Below are 18,386 nucleotides of genomic sequence, written 5' to 3' on the forward strand. Positions count from 1 at the left end.
AACGGGCGCTGGCTTCAGGAGAGGATGTTCCATGGCCGTAAGCACAGGCACACCACAGTGCCTGCTATCACGGCATTATCGTCAGCGGTGCTGCCGTGATGCGGTCTTCGCAAGGACCGCAACATGAAGGTACGATGCTTTTGTGTCGTGCTTCTTGTTTCTGGCACGTTGTGTCTTCACGCAGACAGAAGCCACCCAGGTAGCTCTGTTCCCGTAACGCTCAACGTCCAGAGCAGGTAAGCCAGGAGGCCGCCCTGTTGGGCGGCTCAGATGATGCGGTTCTGTTTAAAATCGCGCAGGAACCCGCCCCAGCGGCGCTCGTAGAACGGCGCGATATGCTCGGTGATAAAGTGGCTGATACCCTGCTCGCCCTTCCTCACCTGACAAATATCGATCGGTTCGTCACCCGGTAACGTGTCGGTCGCCACATTGCCCGCTGCGTGAATGATCTCTTCAATATCGCCGTCAGCCTCAATGCCAATCAGCAGATTGGGTTGGGCGTCCGCATGTTCTTTAATCGCGCAGAGAAATGCGCGTTTCACCGGTTTGATGGTTTTAAACAGCGTAGTGAGGGAATCAATCATCTGCGACGGCGGCTCGGCCACTTCGGATAAAATAAGCGACTCGCCGCCTTCCAGCACTTCCTGCGTACTTAATGGGCTGCTTTCCTCAGCGAGAAGCAGGCTGATTTCACGCGGCATAAACTCTTTGCCGGTCGGCAATTTAGCGTTGAGGAATAGCGTTTCGCCAAGCGTCATTTCAAACAGCGTGCGCGCCGGCATCACCACAAACGCCTGTTCGTCTTCCACGGCCTGCTGCAGCGCCTCCAGAGAAGTAAAGAAGGGAATGACGGTCGTGCCGTCTTCTTTTTCCCAGTGCTGCAAATCCAGAGCGCTGTCTTCCACAATCGCCTCGCCTTCGGCAGCGCTGCCCGGCACCCAGACGGTGGACTCCAGTAAGGTACGGAAAAATGCCGGACGATGCGCGGGCTCAGTCGCCGCTTTCTCCAGCAAGATTTCTAATTCATTTTTAGTTTCGGACATAAGAATCACAAATTATGTATATGGGTTGTAGGCCAGATAAGACGCACGGCGTCGCCATCAGGCAAAATGCCGGGTGGCGCTTCGCTTACCCGGCCTACAAAAACACCGTTCAGGCAGTCAGCAGATTCGCGATTGTGCGCACACCCAGACCGGTTGCCCCGGCAGCCCACTGCTCAACCGGCGCTTTGCGATAAGTGGCGGAACAGTCAATGTGCAGCCAGCCTTCGCGGTAATTTTCAACAAAGTGCGACAGAAAACCCGCGGCGGTGCTTGCCCCAGCGGGATACGCCGCGCTGCCGGTGTTGTTCAGTTCCGCAAAGTTAGACGGCAGCTGGTTACGGTGGAACTCCGCCAGCGGCAGACGCCAGAACGGTTCATTCTCTTGCGCCGCGCTGGTCAGCAAGCGCCCCGCCAGCGTATCGTCAAAACTGAATAGCGCATGGTAGTCGTTACCCAGCGCCGTTTTCGCCGCGCCGGTTAACGTCGCCATATCAATGATTAGCTGCGGGTGTTGCGCGCTGGCGTCAATCAGGCCATCCGCCAGTACCAGTCGCCCTTCCGCATCGGTATTCATGACTTCAACATTCTTGCCATTACGGTAGCGAATAATATCGCCCAGTTTAAACGCATTGCCGCTGATCAGATTATCGGCGCAGCACAGGAACAGTTTTACGCGTTTATTCAGCCCACGGGTAATGGCGAACGCCAGCGCGCCCGTTACTGTCGCCGCACCGCCCATATCGGATTTCATTGAGTCCATAAAAGCGCTTTGCTTGATACTGTAGCCGCCGGAGTCAAAGGTAATACCTTTACCGACCAGGCAGGCATAAACCGGCGCATCTTTGTCTCCCGTCGGGTTGTAATCCAGCGCCAGCAGCACCGGCGGACGCTCAGAACCACGGCCTACGGTATGCAGCCCCATATAGTTCTGCTCGCGCAGATCTTCGCCTTTGGTGATACGGTAAGTGACGCTATCGCACGCGACGCTGCACAGCAGATCCACCGCGCGCTGCGCCAGTTGCTCCGGCCCAAGCTCTTCCGCCGGAGCATTAATGGTGTCGCGCACCCAGTCAATAATGGTCAGGCGGTTATCCAGCTCCTGACGTTGGGCATCGTCTAAATCCGGCCACACTACGGTACGGACGCCTTTTGGTCCTTTGTAACCCGCCCAGAATGCCCAACAACGCTCGGTATCCCATCCTTCGCCTGTCAGCGCGACCTGTTTTATTCCCAGGCCGTCGATTTTACGCGCCGCACGCTGGATCAACCCCAGATCGTCTTTACCGTTAAGATGCAAGGTAATACCGTCGTTATTAATACTGTAAGTGGCTTTATCGCCCCAGCGCGCATCGGCAGGCTGCGTGGAAAGCGTAATTTTCATGGCTTCTGTCATTGTTATTTTCCTTATTAGCAAACGGGCCGCCGTAGGGCAGCCCGTTATTTGACTTACTCTGCTTCATCCAACCAGACTAGCAGAATCGCCTCCAGAATTTTTTCATTGGATGCGTTAGGGTCGTCGTCAAAATCGTCCAGTTCGCAGATCCACTGATGCAGATCGGTGAAACGAACGGTTTTAGGATCGACATCAGGATATGCGTCGTATAACGCTTCGCCGATCTCGCGGCTATCGGTCCACTTGAGTCCCATACTACCCTCTGTTAATGCTCACGCGCATGGTTGATTGTGTAACGTGGAATTTCGATAACCAGATCGTCGTCGGTAACGCGGGCCTGGCAGCTCAGTCGACTTTCCGGCTCCAGCCCCCACGCTTTATCCAGCATATCGTCTTCTTCTTCCGAACTTTCCGGCAAGGAGTCGAAGCCTTCACGTACAATACAGTGACAGGTGGTGCAGGCGCACGATTTCTCACAGGCGTGTTCAATCTCGATGCCGTTGCGCAGCGCAACGTCAAGAATGGTTTCACCGGTCTCAGCTTCCAGAACTGCGCCATCCGGACAAAGATCCTGATGAGGCAGAATAACAATCTTCGGCATGTTAAACCTCGTCTACGGAATGGCCTTTCAACGCGCGACGAACCGACTGGTCCATGCGGCGAGCGGCAAATTCCTGGGTTTGTTTATCTACGTTTTTAATGGCTTGTTCTATGGCGTCAACATCATCGCCTTGTGCGACCGCGCTTAAATGTGCGGCGGCATCATCAATGCATTGACGTTCTGCGGCGCTTAGCAGCGCGGCGTCGGCAGTTAGCGCGCCGGTCAAACTTTCCAGCACGCGCGCGGCTTCGACTTTTTGCTCCGCCAGCATACGCGCTTTCACGTCCTGCTCGGCAAAACTCATGGAATCCTTGATCATCGAGGCGATTTCGCTATCGGTCAGGCCATAGGAAGGTTTGACCTGAATGGAGGCCTCGACGCCAGTGGATTTTTCCATTGCGGTGACGCTCAACAGGCCATCGGCGTCTACCTGGAAGGTCACGCGAATATGCGCCCCGCCCGCCGGCAGCGGCGGAATCCCGCGCAGCGCAAAGCGCGCCAGCGAACGGCAGTCCTGCACCAGTTCGCGTTCGCCCTGCATCACATGGATAGACATCGCGGTCTGACCGTCTTTGAAGGTGGTGAAATCCTGCGCGCGCGCCACCGGGATAGTGGTGTTGCGCGGAATGACTTTTTCTACCAGGCCGCCCATCGTTTCCAGCCCAAGAGAGAGTGGAATCACGTCCAACAGCAGCATTTCGCTGTCCGGCTTGTTGCCGACCAGAATATCGGCCTGAATCGCTGCGCCGATAGCGACCACTTTATCCGGGTCGATAGCGGTTAACGGCGTGCGGCCAAAAAATTCGCCTACTCGCTCACGCACCAGCGGTACACGGGTCGAACCGCCGACCATGACCACTTCCAGAACGTCCTGGGGATCAACGCCGGCATCTTTCAATGCACGACGGCAGGCCAATAGCGTGCGCTTAACCAGCGCGGAAATGAGATCGTTAAACTGCTCGCGAGTGATTTCCCCCTGCCAGCCCGCAACGTTAACGCGAACGGTATCGGCATCGCTTAAGGCGATTTTCGCCGCAATCGCGGCATCCAGCAGTTCGCGCTGAACGCGATTGTCGCTACGATCGGCAATTCCCGCCTGCTCACGAATATAGTCCGCCAGCAGATGGTCAAAGTCGTCGCCGCCGAGCGCAGAATCACCGCCCGTCGCCAGCACTTCAAACACCCCGCGGCTCAGGCGTAAAATAGAGATATCGAAGGTACCGCCGCCGAGATCGTAAACAGCAATAACGCCTTCTTTGCCTGAGTCCAGACCGTAGGCAATCGCCGCCGCCGTCGGTTCGTTGAGCAGGCGCAGTACATGCAGGCCCGCCAGCCGCGCGGCGTCTTTCGTCCCCTGACGTTGGGCATCATCGAAATAGGCGGGAACGGTAATCACCACGCCATCCAGCTCGCCGGAGAGCGATTCGCTAGCCCGCGCGGCCAGCGCTTTGAGAATATCAGCCGATACGCGTACCGGATTGAGCAATCCAGCCGCCGTGTCAATCATCGGCAGCCCATTAACGCTTGCCTTAAACCGGTAAGGCAGATGCGGATAGCGCGCCTGGATATCCGCCAGCGAGCGTCCCATCATGCGTTTCACAGAGCTGATAGTGTTGGCCGTATCCTGCGCGGCATTGTCACGCGCAGCGTAACCGACCGTATGGCCCTGCTGCTGATAGTGAACCACTGAAGGCAACAGGTGGCGCCCTTCGTGGTCAGGCAGAGTTTCCGCCTGGCCGCTGCGAACCGTCGCAACCAGAGAGTTGGTAGTGCCTAAGTCGATGCCCGCCGCCAGGCGACGCTGATGCGGCGCGGCGCTCAGACCAGGCTCACTAATTTGTAATAAGGCCATGTTAGATTCCAGTTAAAAATCGAGCAGCTTTTCTTCGAGTTGTTCTGCGCTGCTTCGCAGTTTATCGAGAAACCGCAGTTTGCGCACCGTATCCGCCGCCGCGTCCCACGCGGCGTTGTCCAACTGTTCCACCATTTGCTGAAGGCGAGCATCAAACATCTTTTGTACGCGTTTGATGAAGCTTTCCAGCCGCACGTCGTCTTTTGATTGCTCGATATCGTCCAGCTCTTCGCGAAGCGTGAGTTGTTCCATCAGAAACGCGGTGTCGCGTACCGTATGTTGCTCGCTGGCCAGATCGAACCCGTGTAAGGAAAGCAGATACTCCGCGCGCGTCAAAGGGTGACGCAGCGTTTGCCAGGCCTGGTTGATCGTGGCGGATTGCTGGACGGCGGCAAGCTGCTGCGCCTGAGTGCCGTTGGCAAATTTGTCAGGGTGATACTGGCGTTGCAGATCCTGAAAACGAAGGCTCAGCGCCTGGGTGTCAATCTGATAACGGGCTGGTAAGCCAAAGAGGGTGAAGTAATCCATAACATTCTCAGGGATAGCCTGTCAGAACAAACCCCACACGCAGGCGACCACGGTGGGGTTATACCTTCTTACTTCGCGCCGCAGATGCGTTGTCTGCGCGGGTTCCCCCAGTCACTTACTCAAATAAGCGCCTGGGGATTCACTCGCTTGCCGCTTTTCTGCAGCACGAATGCTCAGTATAACAGCGGAACACGGTTACACGTGGAAGCTTTCGCCGCAACCACACTCATCTTTCACATTCGGGTTGGAGAATTTAAACCCTTCGTTCAGACCTTCTTTTACGAAGTCCAGCTGTGTACCGTCCAGAAATTGCAGGCTCTTGCCGTCAACCACTACCTTAACGCCTTTGTCTTCAAACACGGTGTCTTCCGCCGTTGGCTCGTCAACAAATTCCAGTACATAAGCCATACCTGAGCAGCCGGAGGTTCTCACGCCCAGACGCAGACCAAACCCTTTACCACGGTTGGCCAGGAAGGTATTAACTCGCGCTGCTGCACTGTCGCTAAGTGTAATCGACATAACAAAACCTCAATGTTAACGTTCTATTTTATTTCGCTTCGCGTTTGCTTTTGTAATCCGCAATAGCGGCTTTAATCGCGTCTTCCGCCAGAATAGAGCAGTGAATTTTCACCGGCGGCAGTTCCAGTTCGTCTGCAATATCGGTGTTTTTAATCGCCTGCGCTTCGTCCAGGGATTTCCCTTTCACCCACTCCGTTACCAGAGAACTGGAGGCGATAGCGGAACCGCAGCCATAAGTCTTGAAGCGCGCGTCTTCAATGATACCTTCATCGTTAACTTTAATCTGCAACTTCATGACGTCGCCGCAGGCCGGAGCGCCAACCATGCCGCTTCCCACGTTATCGTCGTTGTTGTCAAACGACCCTACATTACGCGGGTTCTCATAGTGATCGATTACTTTTTCGCTGTAAGCCATTATAAATTCTCCTGATTCCGATACCGATTAATGATGTGCCCATTCGATGCTGTTTAGATCCACACCCTGCTTGTACATTTCCCACAGTGGAGAAAGGTCACGCAGACGGCCAATGGATTTACGAACCAGATCAATGGTGTAGTCGATCTCTTCTTCAGTGGTAAAACGACCTAAAGAGAAACGGATAGAGCTATGCGCCAGCTCGTCATTCATGCCCAACGCGCGCAGCACGTAGGACGGTTCCAGACTGGCGGATGTACAGGCGGAACCGGAAGAGACCGCCAGGTCTTTCAGCGCCATGATCAGCGACTCGCCTTCAACGTAGTTAAAGCTCACGTTGAGAATGTTTGGCGCGCCCTGCTCAAGGTCGCCGTTCAGGTAAACTTCTTCAATATCTTTGATGCCGTTCCACAGGCGGTTACGCAGACCGCGCAGACGGGCCATTTCGGTCTCCATCTCTTCTTTCGCGATACGGTAAGCTTCGCCCATGCCGACGATCTGGTGGACAGGCAGAGTTCCAGAGCGCATACCGCGCTCGTGGCCGCCGCCATGCATCTGCGCTTCAATGCGAATACGCGGCTTACGACGCACATACAGCGCGCCAATGCCTTTCGGACCATAAATTTTATGACCGGAGAAGGACATCAGATCCACTTTCAGTTGGCTCAGATCGATAGGCAGTTTGCCCACGCTCTGGGTGGCGTCAACGTGGTAGATGATACCGCGCGCGCGGCACATTTCGCCGATGGTCGCGATATCCTGCACCACGCCGATTTCGTTGTTCACGTGCATGATGGAAACCAGAATGGTGTCGTCACGCATCGCTGCTTCGAGCTCGTTGAGATCGATGATGCCGTTGCGCTGGGGCGCCAGGTAGGTCACTTCAAACCCTTCGCGCTCAAGCTGACGGCAGGTGTCCAGCACCGCTTTGTGCTCGGTCTTGCTGGTGATGATGTGCTTGCCTTTTTTCTGATAAAAGTTGGCAGCGCCTTTGATCGCCAGGTTATCGGACTCCGTCGCCCCTGAGGTAAAGACGATTTCACGCGGGTCGGCGCCGACCAGCTCAGCAATCTGGTTGCGGGCGATATCTACCGCCTCTTCAGCCTGCCAGCCAAAACGGTGTGAACGGGACGCCGGGTTCCCAAAGGTTCCGTCCAGGGTCAGAAACTGCATCATTTTCTCGGCAACACGCGGGTCCACCGGCGTGGTTGCGGAGTAGTCGAGATAAATCGGTAATTTCATTGCTCTTAAACTCCGTACATCACTCAATGCAAGGAATCAGGCAACCGGCTGGATGTACGACCGTGTTGACGGGACGTCCGCGTCCCGGCCTGATTCTGAATTCTTTTTTACGCTTCATCCTTCAGACGACCACGGCATTCACCGCATGAGGCCGCCAGAAGAGATGGCGTAATATTTTAATTAAGCACGTAATTTAACGTCGATAGCGTCCTGCGCACGACCGCTGGCGCGCGGCGCGTCATGCGTGTGCTGGCGACCAGACACATCCAGAACTTCCTGGTTATTCACCAGCTCGCCTAAGGTAATATTGTTGAGAAAACCGGTCAGACGATCGCTTAAATCACGCCACAGCGCATGGGTCAGGCATTTATCGCCGCCCTGGCAGCCGCCTTTGCCCTGACAACGGGTCGCGTCAACGGATTCATCAACCGCGCTGATCACTTCGCCGACCGCGATACTGCCAGCATCTTTACCCAGCAGATAACCGCCGCCCGGCCCGCGTACGCTGGAAACCAGACCGTTTTTACGTAAACGGGAAAATAGCTGTTCCAGATAAGAAAGGGAAATCCCCTGACGTTCAGAAATATCAGCCAACGGTACCGGGCCCGCTTCGGAGTTGAGCGCAACGTCTAACATTGCGGTCACGGCATAACGCCCTTTAGATGTCAGTCTCATGTCTTACTTAACCTCAAACTCGCCCCTGCCCGGGGTTTTTTATTGTAAAATGGGGGTATTGCATAGCAGGGACAAGTCTGACATTCCCGAGTAATTTGGTCAACTATTTACTTGAGTAAATTAGTCAGGTATTTAGCGTTCCGTGCGGTATTGACGCGGTTACTTGCCTTTATTCTGCTGCTCAATAGACGCCAGAATCCCACGCAGAATATTCAACTCCTGGCTTTCCGGGCGGGCGCGGGTAAACAGACGGCGCAATTTATTCATCACCTGCCCCGGATGGTTTTCGCGAATAAAGCCAGTGGAGAGCAACGTCTGCTCCAGATGGCCGTAGAAACGTTCAAGATCGTCCACCAGCGGATACGGCGTCTCTTCATGATCTGCCGCGTCGCCGTTTTCCTGCGTCGCCAGCCAGGCCATACGGACTTCATACGCGATGACCTGTACCGCCATCGCCAGATTCAACGAGCTGTACTCCGGGTTAGCGGCAATCGCGACGTGATAATGGCATTTTTGCAACTCATCGTTAGTCAGCCCAACACGCTCACGACCAAAAACCAGCGCAACCGGCGTATTTGCCGCTTCCGCCACGCTTTTTAAGCCGCACTCGCGCGGATCAAGCATCGGCCACGGCAGAGTGCGGGAACGGGCGCTGGTGCCGACCACCAGGCTACAGCCAGCCAACGCTTCGTCCAGCGTATCGACGATCTGCGCATTACCGATCACATCGCTGGCGCCTGCCGCCAGAGCGATGGCCTGGGAGTCCGGTTTCACCAACGGGTTTACCAGCCACAGGTTAGTTAAGCCCATGGTTTTCATAGCGCGAGCCACAGAGCCCATATTGCCGGTGTGGGAGGTTTCCACCAGCACAATTCGAATGTTTTGCAGCATTGTCTTTCTTCAGCTAAAGATTATTCTGACATCTTACCATAAAACCAAGACAGATTCCGATCTCGCTGCTATACTCTGCGCCGTTTTCCCGTTCTTTAACATCCAGTGAGAGAGACCGATGCATCCGATGCTGACCATCGCCGTGCGCGCAGCGCGCAAGGCGGGTAATGTAATTGCCAAAAACTATGAAACTCCGGACGCTGTAGAAGCGAGCCAAAAAGGCAGTAACGATTTTGTGACCAACGTAGATAAGGCCGCTGAAGCGGTGATTATCGACACCATTCGCAAATCTTACCCGCAACACACTATTATCACCGAAGAAAGCGGTGAGCTCGTTGGCACAGATCAGGATGTTCAATGGGTTATCGATCCGCTGGATGGCACCACCAACTTCATCAAACGTCTGCCACACTTCTCTGTTTCCATTGCTGTACGCATTAAAGGCCGTACTGAAGTGGCTGTCGTTTACGATCCGATGCGTAACGAACTGTTCACCGCCACCCGCGGTCAGGGCGCGCAACTGAACGGCTACCGTCTGCGCGGCAGTACCGCTCGCGATCTGGACGGCACTATTCTCGCCACCGGCTTCCCGTTCAAAGCCAAACAATACGCGACCACCTACATTAATATTATCGGCAAGCTGTTCACCGAATGCGCCGATTTCCGCCGCACCGGTTCCGCCGCGCTGGATCTGGCCTATGTGGCTGCAGGTCGTGTCGATGGTTTCTTTGAAATTGGCCTTCGTCCGTGGGATTTCGCCGCGGGCGAACTGCTGGTTCGTGAAGCGGGCGGTATCGTCAGCGATTTCACCGGCGGTCATAACTACATGATGACCGGTAATATCGTGGCGGGGAATCCGCGCGTCGTTAAAGCCATGCTGGCGAATATGCGCGACGAACTGAGCGATGCGCTGAAGCGCTAAGTCTCTTCGGCGGATGGGGCCACTCATCCGCCGTGCCTTTTCAGGCGTTTTTCCTAAACACAACCTGATTGCTTTACTTGCCTGCATGTTTTTGTACGATCGCTCCCTGCTCCGCTATTGGCATAAAGCGGCAAGGAAGCGAACATGACCCTTCAACATACCCGACGCATCGTCAAATCCCTTTTTATTCTGTTTATCATTGTGGTCTGTATTTATCTGCTACCCCGCGTAGCGATCAATGCCTTTTATTACCCGGACAATAAAGTCTATGGGCCAACCCCTGCCGAAGCTGAATCCATTACCTTTACCGCCAAAGATGGCACGCATCTGCACGGCTGGTTTATTCCCACTGCTTTCGGCAGGCCGGAAAACGCCGTCGCGACGGTGATTCATGTCCATGGCAACGCCGGAAATATGTCGGCGCACTGGCCGTTAGTCAGTTGGCTGCCAGAACGCAACGTAAACCTGTTTATGTTTGATTACCGTGGTTTTGGCGAATCTGAGGGTACCCCATCACAAGAGGGGCTACAGGACGATACGAAAAGCGCGATAGATTATGTGCGGCATCGCGCCGACGTTAACCCCGAGCGCCTGGTACTGCTGGGGCAGAGCCTGGGCGGTAATAATGTACTGGCCGCCGTAGGCCACTGCGTAGGCTGCGCAAATATGCGCTACGCCGACCAGGCGGGCATACGTGCGATTATCCTCGACTCAACGTTTTTATCCTATTCCTCCATCGCCAACCAGATGATCCCGGGCAGCGGCTATTTGCTTGATGACCGCTATAGCGCGGATCGCAATATCGCCAGCGTCAGCCCCATTCCGGTATTGATTCTTCATGGCACGGCAGACCATGTTATTCCCTGGCAGGACAGTGAGAAATTGTATGCCCTCGCCCAAGAGCCCAAACAAAAAATCTTCATTCCTGGCGGCGATCACATTGATGCTTTTTCCGGGCGTTATGAAAACCTTTACCGCGATGCAATGATTAATTTTATTCAGACCGCGCTATCCGCTAAATAGCGCGACGCTGTATATATGCATATTTTATGATTAAGAATATATTTATTATACCGATAGTAAAAACCATTTTTTCCCGTTAGCGAAGGCGGTGGATTAGCGCTAGCGTAACAGTAATATTCAACTGATTTTTATAACAATTTATTTTCATTTGTTTTTCCTGAATATTACTGTGGAGTATGTGATGGCTATCAAAATTACGCCTGACGAGTTTAGTCTGCTTATCCAGCGATTAAACAAAAAATGGCGCGTGTTTGCCCCGTCCGCAGAGTTTCGCGGCGGACGTTTTTCCGACACTGACAACATTATTTATCAACGAATTAGCGGCTGGCGCGATCTCATCTGGCACGAGAAATCGCACATGTCGCCGAATACCATTATTGCCCCTATCACCGAAACGCTCTTTTATTTCGATAAAGACACCATTCAAATTGCCGAGACAGACACCTCCCCGATAATCATCTTTGCCCGCGCCTGCGACATTAACGCCATGTCGCGGCTGGATTATATGTATTTATCAAATGGGAATAATTCCGATTACAGTTATCAACTGCTACGGGAGCATATTCGTTTCGTCCTTATTGAGTGTGAAGAAAGCTTCGAAAATTGTTTCTGCGTCTCAATGGGTACCAATAAAACTGACTGTTATAGCGCCGCCATGCGTTTTAGCGATGAGGGCGCGCTTGTCAGCATCCGCGATCCCTTTATCGAGGCGGCGATACAAGGGCTGGGGCAGGAGGCTGACTATACCCCCTCTTTCGTCAGCGAAAACCGGGAAACCGTCGTCACGCCGGACAGCGTTTGCCGCGATCCGCAAAAAATTCGCGACATTCTCACCCGCCATCCGCTATGGGACACCTACGACAGCCGCTGCATCAGTTGTGGCCGCTGCACTACCGGGTGCCCAACCTGTACCTGCTATAGCGTCTTTGACGTCGCCTATGATGAAAATCCGCAGCGCGGCGAACGCCGTCGCCAGTGGGCAAGCTGCATGGTGCCGGGCTTTAGCGACATGGCCGGCGGTCATGGTTTTCGCGAAAAACCCGGCGAGCGTCTGCGCTACCGCGCCCTGCATAAGGTCAATGACTACAAAGCGCGCAACGGCATTGAACATATGTGCGTCGGCTGCGGCCGCTGCGACGATCGCTGCCCGCAATACATCAAATTTTCTTTGATTATCAACAAAATGACCGCTGCCGTTCGGCAGGCGCTGGCAGAGGAGGCATAACGCATGTCACATTGTTCCTGTCATGATAAACCGCAGCACAGTTTGCTGCCTGCGGCGTACCGCATCCTCAGTATTACTCGCCACACGCCGCTGGAGTGGAATTTCCGCGTGGCCGTCGATTTTCCCGCGCACTGGGGGCAATTTGTTGAGGTGTCGCTGCCGCGCGTCGGCGAAGCGCCCATCTCCGTTTCCGACTATGGCGACGGCTGGATAGATCTGCTGATTCGTAATGTCGGAAAAGTGACCAGCGCCCTCTTTACGCTGAAAGAAGGCGACAACGTGTGGCTACGCGGCTGCTATGGCAATGGCTATCCGGTCGATACGCTGCGCCATAAACCCTTACTGGTTGTCGCAGGCGGCACGGGCGTCGCGCCGGTGAAAGGCTTAATGCGCTATTTCGTTGAGAATCCCCAGGAAATTGGTCAGCTGGATATGATTCTCGGCTATAAAAATCGCGATTGCGTGCTGTACAAAGAAGAAATGGCGACGTGGCGCGGCAAACATAATCTGGTGCTCACGCTGGATGAAGGCGAGGCTGATGACCGTTACCAGATTGGCCGGGTGACCGATCGGCTTGCCGACATGACGCTTAGCGATATCGACACCATGCAGGCCATCGTCGTTGGGCCGCCAATAATGATTACCTTTACCGTAAAAATGCTGCTGCAAAAAGGGCTCAAGCCGGAGCAAATTTGGGTGGACTACGAACGCCGGATGGCCTGCTCCGTCGGGAAGTGCGGCCACTGCCGTATGGGCGAAGTGTATGTCTGCACCGACGGCCCGATATTTAACTACGCCGTCGCGCAACATTTTGCCGATTAAGGAGAACATCATGAGCATTGATATTGATATCATTAAAGCCCGTGCAAAAAACGAATATCGCCTGTCAAAAGTGCGCGGCGAAGCCATGATCAGCGTCCGCATTCCCGGCGGTATTTTGCCCGCGCATTTGCTAACGGTGGCGCGTGACATCGCCGAAACCTGGGGCAACGGACAAATTCACCTCACTACCCGCCAGAAGCTGGCGATGCCGGGTATCCGTTACGAAGATATCGACAACGTGAACGCCGCGCTGGAGCCGTTTCTTCGCGAGATTGAAATAGAACTGTGCGACGTCCAGGTTGAGGATACCAAAGCGGGCTATCTCGCTATTGGCGGGCGAAATATTGTCGCCTGTCAGGGGAACCGCATTTGCCAGAAAGCCAACACTGACACGACCGGTCTGTCCCGTCGTCTTGAAAAACTGGTCTATCCCAGCCCTTATCATCTCAAAACGGTCATCGTCGGCTGCCCGAATGATTGCGCGAAGGCGTCAATGGCCGATCTGGGGATTATTGGCGTGGCGAAAATGCGCTTCACTGCCGATCGCTGTATCGGTTGCGGCGCCTGTGTGAAGGCCTGTAGTCACCACGCGGTAGGCTGCCTGGCGCTGAAGAACGGCAAAGCGGTCAAAGAAGAGTCCGCCTGTATCGGCTGCGGCGAGTGCGTGCTGGCCTGTCCGACGCTGGCCTGGCAACGTAAGCCGGATCAGCTCTGGCAAGTCCGTCTGGGCGGACGCACCAGTAAAAAGACGCCGCGCGTCGGCAAGCTCTTCCTCAACTGGGTGACTGAAGATGTGATAAAGCAGGTGATCGTTAACCTGTATGAATTTGAAAAAGAGATGCTCGGCGGAAAACCAATCTATCTACATATGGGCCATCTGATCGACAAAGGCGGCTACCTGCGTTTTAAAGAACGGGTACTGCGCGGCGTTCAGCTCAATCCGGAAGCGATGGTCGCCGAACGCATTTACTGGGCCGAAGACGAATCCGTCGCGCGGATGCATCTCAAACCCGCCGGGCACTAATCAACCACGCCATGGCCGCAGCCCGCCCACAGGCTGCGGCACGCTAAACCACATGACCAGCGCCGCGACAAGCAGTATGATCCCTCCGGCCAGCGCCAGCGTTGACCAGCCTACCTGCCGCCATAACGCCGGCGCTTTGTTTCCACTGAGTTTCACCGCCAGAGCACGAAAAGTGTGTACCAGCAGCGCCAGCGAGGTAATCGTTAGCGAGGTTCCTGCCGCCATCGCCAGTACCGACGCCATTCCCCAGCTAAAAACGCCAATCACTTTACTGAATAACAGCACCATTATCGCCCCGGAACAGGGCCGCATCCCCATAGACAGTACGATCATGAGTCGCGCGCGCCAGTCATCGCCGCTATGCAATTGTTCCTGCGTCGGTAAATGCTGATGTCCGCAGCCGCATTTTTCATGGTGAACATGGCGCGGCGTAAAAGCGATAAAGACAGGTTTACGTAGCAGCGCGCGTAACCTTTTTATGGCCCGCCAGCACAGCAAGATGCCCAGCCCGCCAACTAACGCATAGCTCCCCTTTTCCAGCCAGAAGCCGCTCAGATGGAGCTGCCTGGCCGGAAGCTGCAATACGGTCAGCACGCCCACCACCAACCCGATAGCCACGAATCCCTGTAATAACGCGGCGGCGAGGGTTAACACGATACTTGATTTCAGCTTCGAAGGATGCGTCGCCAGCCATGTCGCGATCACCACTTTGCCGTGTCCCGGCCCCAGCGCATGAAGCATGCCATACATAAAACTCAGCAGAAGCAACGATCCGCCCGCCCGCTCAGGATGCGTCGCCACCGCGTTAAGCAGCGCGCTCAACTGCTGATTTACGTCCCGCTGCCAAAGAGCGCTTTTCAACATCACCTGCGGCCAGGCCTGCCATATCCACAGACCGCCAACCAGCATCAACAGCAGGAATAACACCAGTGGCCACAGCGAGAGCCAGCGTCGCCCCGGAGCGCGTTGAGAAAAAATTACTGACATTGCAAGGTCACCGTTTGGGCAAACTGTTTACCTAAATCCATATCCTCCGGCGGCGCGTCCTCTTTATCCAGCGACTGGGCGAAACGTAGCGTCTCTTCGCCGGGCGCAGGAGTATAAACCTGAATCCGACACTTTTCGCGCAGCGGTTCCGGCATCGTGATATCGCTGTCCTGGTCATAATGCATATCGACATAATAAGAGGGATCAAACGTTGAAAAGGTATAAGTTTGTCCGCTTAACGGCTGCGGTTCAGCCAGCGGTAGCGTAAAGGTCAATACCGCCTGATGCACGTCACGCGTCATACCGTATTCTGTCGGCCTGTTTTTAAACTTCACTTTCGCGCCATTGCGCCACACTTCTGTAAAGTAGTGCTGCCCAAGTACGTTAGCCATCACTTCCGCCGCCAACTTTTTCCATATTTCTGACCCCGGTGCCGCGTTTCCGGCGTCATACAGCAGATCTGCGGATGTCAGCGCGTCCATTGTCCAGCGCATTTTTAACGCCACAAATTGCTCATTTTCACTGACCACCTGCGTTTGCAGACGGATGAAGCTGTGCGGATGCGCCGCCGCCACGAAAGATAAAACGGCAAGAAATAGTGTTAAGGCGCTGCGTTTCACTGGCTTCATCTGTTCCTCGCGATAAAAATTCTGTGACGTTCCTCAGCATTCCTGGCCTAAAAGCACGCTTATCACATTTTTCACACGCAAACTTTAGCTATCCTTACCAGACAAACTAACGGGAGACCTGACAGATGATGCCGACAATTGCCCCACCATCTGTACTTTCCGCTCCCCAGCGCCGCTGTCAGGTATTGCTGACGCTTTTCCAGCCGGAGCCAATTGCCACGGTGGAAATCTTCAGCGCGCTTAATGGCGTTGATGATGATACTGCCCGTGAGGATATCACTGAGACAAGCCTGGAGATCCAGCGCTATCATCGCCTTGCCATCACAACATGCCAGAACGGTTGCTATCGGATCGAAGGTACAGCACTCGATCAGCGCCTTTGCCTTTTACACTGGCTCAGGCGTGGCCTGCGTTTATGCCCGACCTTCGTCACGCAACAGTTTACCCCGGCCTTAAAAAACGCGCTAAAGCAGCGCGGTATCGCGCGTCCGCTGTATGACGATATTAATCTGCACGCGCTCATCAATCTGTGCGCCCGCCGGTTGCAAAAACCATTTGAACATCGCGACGTACAGTTCCTGCGTCTCTTTTTACAGTATTGTCTGCTACAACACCATGCCGGCATCACCCCGGAATTCAACCCTGTGCAGCAGATTTGGGCGCAGTCGTGCGCGGAATATCCACTCGCCCAGGAAATTGGTCGTCACTGGCAGCGCCACGTGATGCAGGCCGCACCGCTCAATGAAGCGCTGTTTATGGCGTTACTGTTTTCAATGATTCGCCTCCCCGACCCGATTCGCGACACGCATCAACGGGCGCAGCAACTGCGACTGGAAGTGGCGCGGCTGGTGCTGCGCTTTCGAGAAAAAGGGAACGTACGCTTCAGCGACGAACAAGGGCTTAACGATCAGCTGTATGTCCATCTCGCCCAAGCGCTGAACCGAAGTTTATTCACGATTGGCATCGATAATACGCTTCCGGAAGAGTTCAACCGTCTTTATCCGCGTCTGGTTCGCACCACACGTGAGGCGCTCGCCGGATTTGAAGCCGAATATGGTGTCCACTTTTCCGAGGAAGAGACGGGGCTGGTGGCAGTGATTTTCGGTGCCTGGCTAATGCAGGATAACGATTTGCATGAGAGACAGATCGTATTGTTAGCGGATAAAAATGATGCGCTGGAGACGCATATTGAGCAGCAACTGCGTGAACTGACCCTGTTGCCGCTGAATATCAGGCGGATATCGCTCCAGGCGTTTCAAAAAGAGGGATGCCCGCGCGGCGTAGCGCTGATTGTTACCCCTTACGCCACGCCGCTACCGCTCTTCTCACCGCCATTAATTCATGCGGATCGCACCCTCACAGAGCACCAGCAGCAGCAGATCCGCAAGATCCTGGAATCATGACGCGGCAACCACTTTGGGCCGAAGGAAGATAGCGGGCAATGCCACCAGCGCCATAATCCAGAATACGCCGCCGCCCAGATGTTGATACAGAAAACCGGCAAATACCGTCATAATCGCGATACTGCCGCCCATCGCCACAGCGGAATAGACGGCCTGCAAACGAATCACCTCGCTTCCCTGACGCGCAGCGATATAGCGCATGGCGGCCAGATGGCAAACGGTAAACGTGCCACAGTGCAGGATTTGTATCACAATCAGCCACGGCAACGCCGTACTCCAGCCCATCAGTCCCCAGCGTACCACCCCGCACACAGCGGAAAGCAACAGCAAGTCGCGGGCGCTAAACCGGCGAAATAGCTTTTTACTCAGGGCGAAAATGATCACTTCCGCCACCACGCCCAACGACCATAAATAGCCGACCGCCGATGCTGAATAGCCAGCCCCCTGCCAGTAGATGGCGCTAAAACCGTAGTAGGCGGCGTGCGCCCCTTGCAGCAAACAGACGCAGGCGAGAAAACGCCAACTTTGTGCCACCAGCGTACGCCAGGCGGGCCAGCCTGCGCTCTCCTGCTGACGGCTTTCCCCTTGCGGCGGCACGCTGGGACGTAACAACATACCCAGCAACATCGAGGCGACGCCGAGCGTCAGTAGCGCCAGAATCGCCTGGTAATCGTATAAACTCACCAGCTTACCGGTCAGCGCCGACCCTATCACGAAGGCGATGGACCCCCACAGCCGCACCCGACCATAGTCCAGGGTAATTTGCTTTTGCCAGGTATTGGCCAGCGCATCGGTCAGCGGCACCAGTGGTGAAAAGAAGAGGTTAAACCCAACCATCACCACCATTAGCCACGCGACATGCGTTCCTGCCCAAAATGCCAGCGCAAATACCAGCGTCAGCAATGCCAGTACGCGCAGCGCGGAGATCAACCGCGAAGGATCGCTTACGCGAGGCGCAATGAGCAGGCTGCCGAGAAAACGCGCGACCAGACCCACACCCAGCAGAAGACCGATGGTTTCCGGCGTTAGCCCAAGACCTTTGAGCCAGACGCTCCAGAAGGGCAGAAAAATACCGTAACTAAAGAAGTAGGTGAAATAACTGAGCGCCAGCCAGCGCGTGGAATGCAATGCCATGATTCCCTCCCGTTTGGAGGCGATAGTCTGGCGGTAAACGGTTGCGCTGGCAAGGGTA

General features: G+C 54.8%; 21 protein-coding genes. 7 read left to right on the top strand and 14 right to left on the bottom strand.

The genetic code is table 11. The annotated features are described in order from the left end of the window. Positions 1–123: 123 nt before the first annotated feature. Positions 124–240: a small toxic inner membrane protein TimP gene (timP, locus tag NAZ64_RS16270; protein WP_242618368.1), complete on the top strand. Its 117-nt coding sequence runs from the start codon at positions 124–126 to the stop codon at positions 238–240. Positions 241–266: 26 nt separating this feature from the next. On the opposite strand, the gene sseB is transcribed toward timP, so the two are convergent. From sseB to trmJ, 11 genes are all read right to left on the bottom strand, one after another. After that, on the bottom strand, positions 267–1,043 hold the full coding sequence (gene sseB, locus NAZ64_RS16275) for an enhanced serine sensitivity protein SseB (RefSeq protein ID WP_023254933.1): 777 nt from the start codon (positions 1,041–1,043) through the stop codon (positions 267–269). Positions 1,044–1,152: 109 nt separating this feature from the next. Continuing rightward, complete coding sequence (gene pepB / locus NAZ64_RS16280) at positions 1,153–2,436, bottom strand: aminopeptidase PepB (RefSeq protein ID WP_220569709.1); 1,284 nt, start codon at positions 2,434–2,436, stop codon at positions 1,153–1,155. Between the two features lie 53 nt (positions 2,437–2,489). Further along, a complete protein-coding gene (gene iscX, locus NAZ64_RS16285; protein WP_000523621.1) occupies positions 2,490–2,690 on the bottom strand; it encodes a Fe-S cluster assembly protein IscX in 201 nt (66 codons plus the stop codon). An 11-nt stretch (positions 2,691–2,701) separates the two neighbouring features. Then, on the bottom strand, positions 2,702–3,037 hold the full coding sequence (gene fdx, locus NAZ64_RS16290) for an ISC system 2Fe-2S type ferredoxin (protein WP_001124466.1): 336 nt from the start codon (positions 3,035–3,037) through the stop codon (positions 2,702–2,704). Position 3,038: 1 nt separating this feature from the next. After that, entirely contained in the window at positions 3,039–4,889 is a 1,851-nt protein-coding gene (hscA, locus tag NAZ64_RS16295) for a Fe-S protein assembly chaperone HscA (RefSeq protein ID WP_001196652.1), read from the bottom strand. 12 nt (positions 4,890–4,901) lie between these two features. Beyond that, the gene (gene hscB, locus NAZ64_RS16300) at positions 4,902–5,417 is read right to left on the bottom strand and encodes a co-chaperone HscB (protein ID WP_000384398.1); all 516 of its coding nucleotides are present in this window, start codon (positions 5,415–5,417) and stop codon (positions 4,902–4,904) included. Positions 5,418–5,612: 195 nt separating this feature from the next. Beyond that, positions 5,613–5,936: an iron-sulfur cluster assembly protein IscA gene (gene iscA, locus NAZ64_RS16305; RefSeq protein ID WP_000028952.1), complete on the bottom strand. Its 324-nt coding sequence runs from the start codon at positions 5,934–5,936 to the stop codon at positions 5,613–5,615. Between the two features lie 28 nt (positions 5,937–5,964). Beyond that, positions 5,965–6,351 carry a Fe-S cluster assembly scaffold IscU gene (gene iscU, locus NAZ64_RS16310; RefSeq protein ID WP_000331704.1) on the bottom strand — a complete coding sequence of 129 codons (387 nt, stop codon included), beginning with the start codon at positions 6,349–6,351 and terminating at the stop codon, positions 5,965–5,967. A 27-nt stretch (positions 6,352–6,378) separates the two neighbouring features. Continuing rightward, positions 6,379–7,593, bottom strand: a complete 1,215-nt coding sequence (gene iscS / locus NAZ64_RS16315; RefSeq protein ID WP_000775263.1) for a cysteine desulfurase — start codon at positions 7,591–7,593, stop codon at positions 6,379–6,381. A gap of 180 nt (positions 7,594–7,773) precedes the next feature. Beyond that, positions 7,774–8,268, bottom strand: a complete 495-nt coding sequence (iscR, locus tag NAZ64_RS16320; RefSeq protein ID WP_001241346.1) for a Fe-S cluster assembly transcriptional regulator IscR — start codon at positions 8,266–8,268, stop codon at positions 7,774–7,776. A 159-nt stretch (positions 8,269–8,427) separates the two neighbouring features. Next, a complete protein-coding gene (gene trmJ, locus NAZ64_RS16325; RefSeq protein ID WP_000940032.1) occupies positions 8,428–9,159 on the bottom strand; it encodes a tRNA (cytosine(32)/uridine(32)-2'-O)-methyltransferase TrmJ in 732 nt (243 codons plus the stop codon). 118 nt (positions 9,160–9,277) lie between these two features. Between trmJ and suhB the strand changes: the two genes are divergently transcribed. From suhB to asrC, 5 genes are all read left to right on the top strand, one after another. Continuing rightward, the gene (gene suhB, locus NAZ64_RS16330; RefSeq protein ID WP_023214306.1) at positions 9,278–10,081 is read left to right on the top strand and encodes an inositol-1-monophosphatase; all 804 of its coding nucleotides are present in this window, start codon (positions 9,278–9,280) and stop codon (positions 10,079–10,081) included. 144 nt (positions 10,082–10,225) lie between these two features. Beyond that, positions 10,226–11,104, top strand: a complete 879-nt coding sequence (locus tag NAZ64_RS16335; RefSeq protein ID WP_115285771.1) for an alpha/beta hydrolase — start codon at positions 10,226–10,228, stop codon at positions 11,102–11,104. Between the two features lie 181 nt (positions 11,105–11,285). Further along, the gene (gene asrA, locus NAZ64_RS16340; protein WP_086776813.1) at positions 11,286–12,329 is read left to right on the top strand and encodes an anaerobic sulfite reductase subunit AsrA; all 1,044 of its coding nucleotides are present in this window, start codon (positions 11,286–11,288) and stop codon (positions 12,327–12,329) included. A 3-nt stretch (positions 12,330–12,332) separates the two neighbouring features. Continuing rightward, positions 12,333–13,151 carry an anaerobic sulfite reductase subunit AsrB gene (asrB, locus tag NAZ64_RS16345; RefSeq protein WP_000017586.1) on the top strand — a complete coding sequence of 273 codons (819 nt, stop codon included), beginning with the start codon at positions 12,333–12,335 and terminating at the stop codon, positions 13,149–13,151. A 10-nt stretch (positions 13,152–13,161) separates the two neighbouring features. Then, complete coding sequence (gene asrC, locus NAZ64_RS16350; RefSeq protein WP_000020685.1) at positions 13,162–14,175, top strand: sulfite reductase subunit C; 1,014 nt, start codon at positions 13,162–13,164, stop codon at positions 14,173–14,175. On the opposite strand, the gene NAZ64_RS16355 is transcribed toward asrC, so the two are convergent. Further along, positions 14,176–15,162: a nickel/cobalt transporter gene (locus NAZ64_RS16355; protein ID WP_220569708.1), complete on the bottom strand. Its 987-nt coding sequence runs from the start codon at positions 15,160–15,162 to the stop codon at positions 14,176–14,178. After that, positions 15,153–15,791, bottom strand: a complete 639-nt coding sequence (locus tag NAZ64_RS16360; protein WP_001653455.1) for a DUF1007 family protein — start codon at positions 15,789–15,791, stop codon at positions 15,153–15,155. Before NAZ64_RS16360 ends, NAZ64_RS16355 begins: the two co-directional genes overlap by 10 nt. Positions 15,792–15,916: 125 nt before the next feature. Here NAZ64_RS16360 and csiE point away from each other — a divergent pair, with 125 nt between their 5' ends. Next, positions 15,917–17,194, top strand: a complete 1,278-nt coding sequence (gene csiE / locus NAZ64_RS16365) for a stationary phase inducible protein CsiE (RefSeq protein WP_039590993.1) — start codon at positions 15,917–15,919, stop codon at positions 17,192–17,194. Here csiE and NAZ64_RS16370 read toward each other — a convergent pair. Beyond that, complete coding sequence (locus tag NAZ64_RS16370) at positions 17,189–18,328, bottom strand: 3-phenylpropionate MFS transporter (RefSeq protein WP_001173729.1); 1,140 nt, start codon at positions 18,326–18,328, stop codon at positions 17,189–17,191. The genes csiE and NAZ64_RS16370 overlap by 6 nt on opposite strands. Positions 18,329–18,386 lie beyond the last annotated feature (58 nt).

Source organism: Salmonella sp. A1325 (assembly GCF_056991255.1).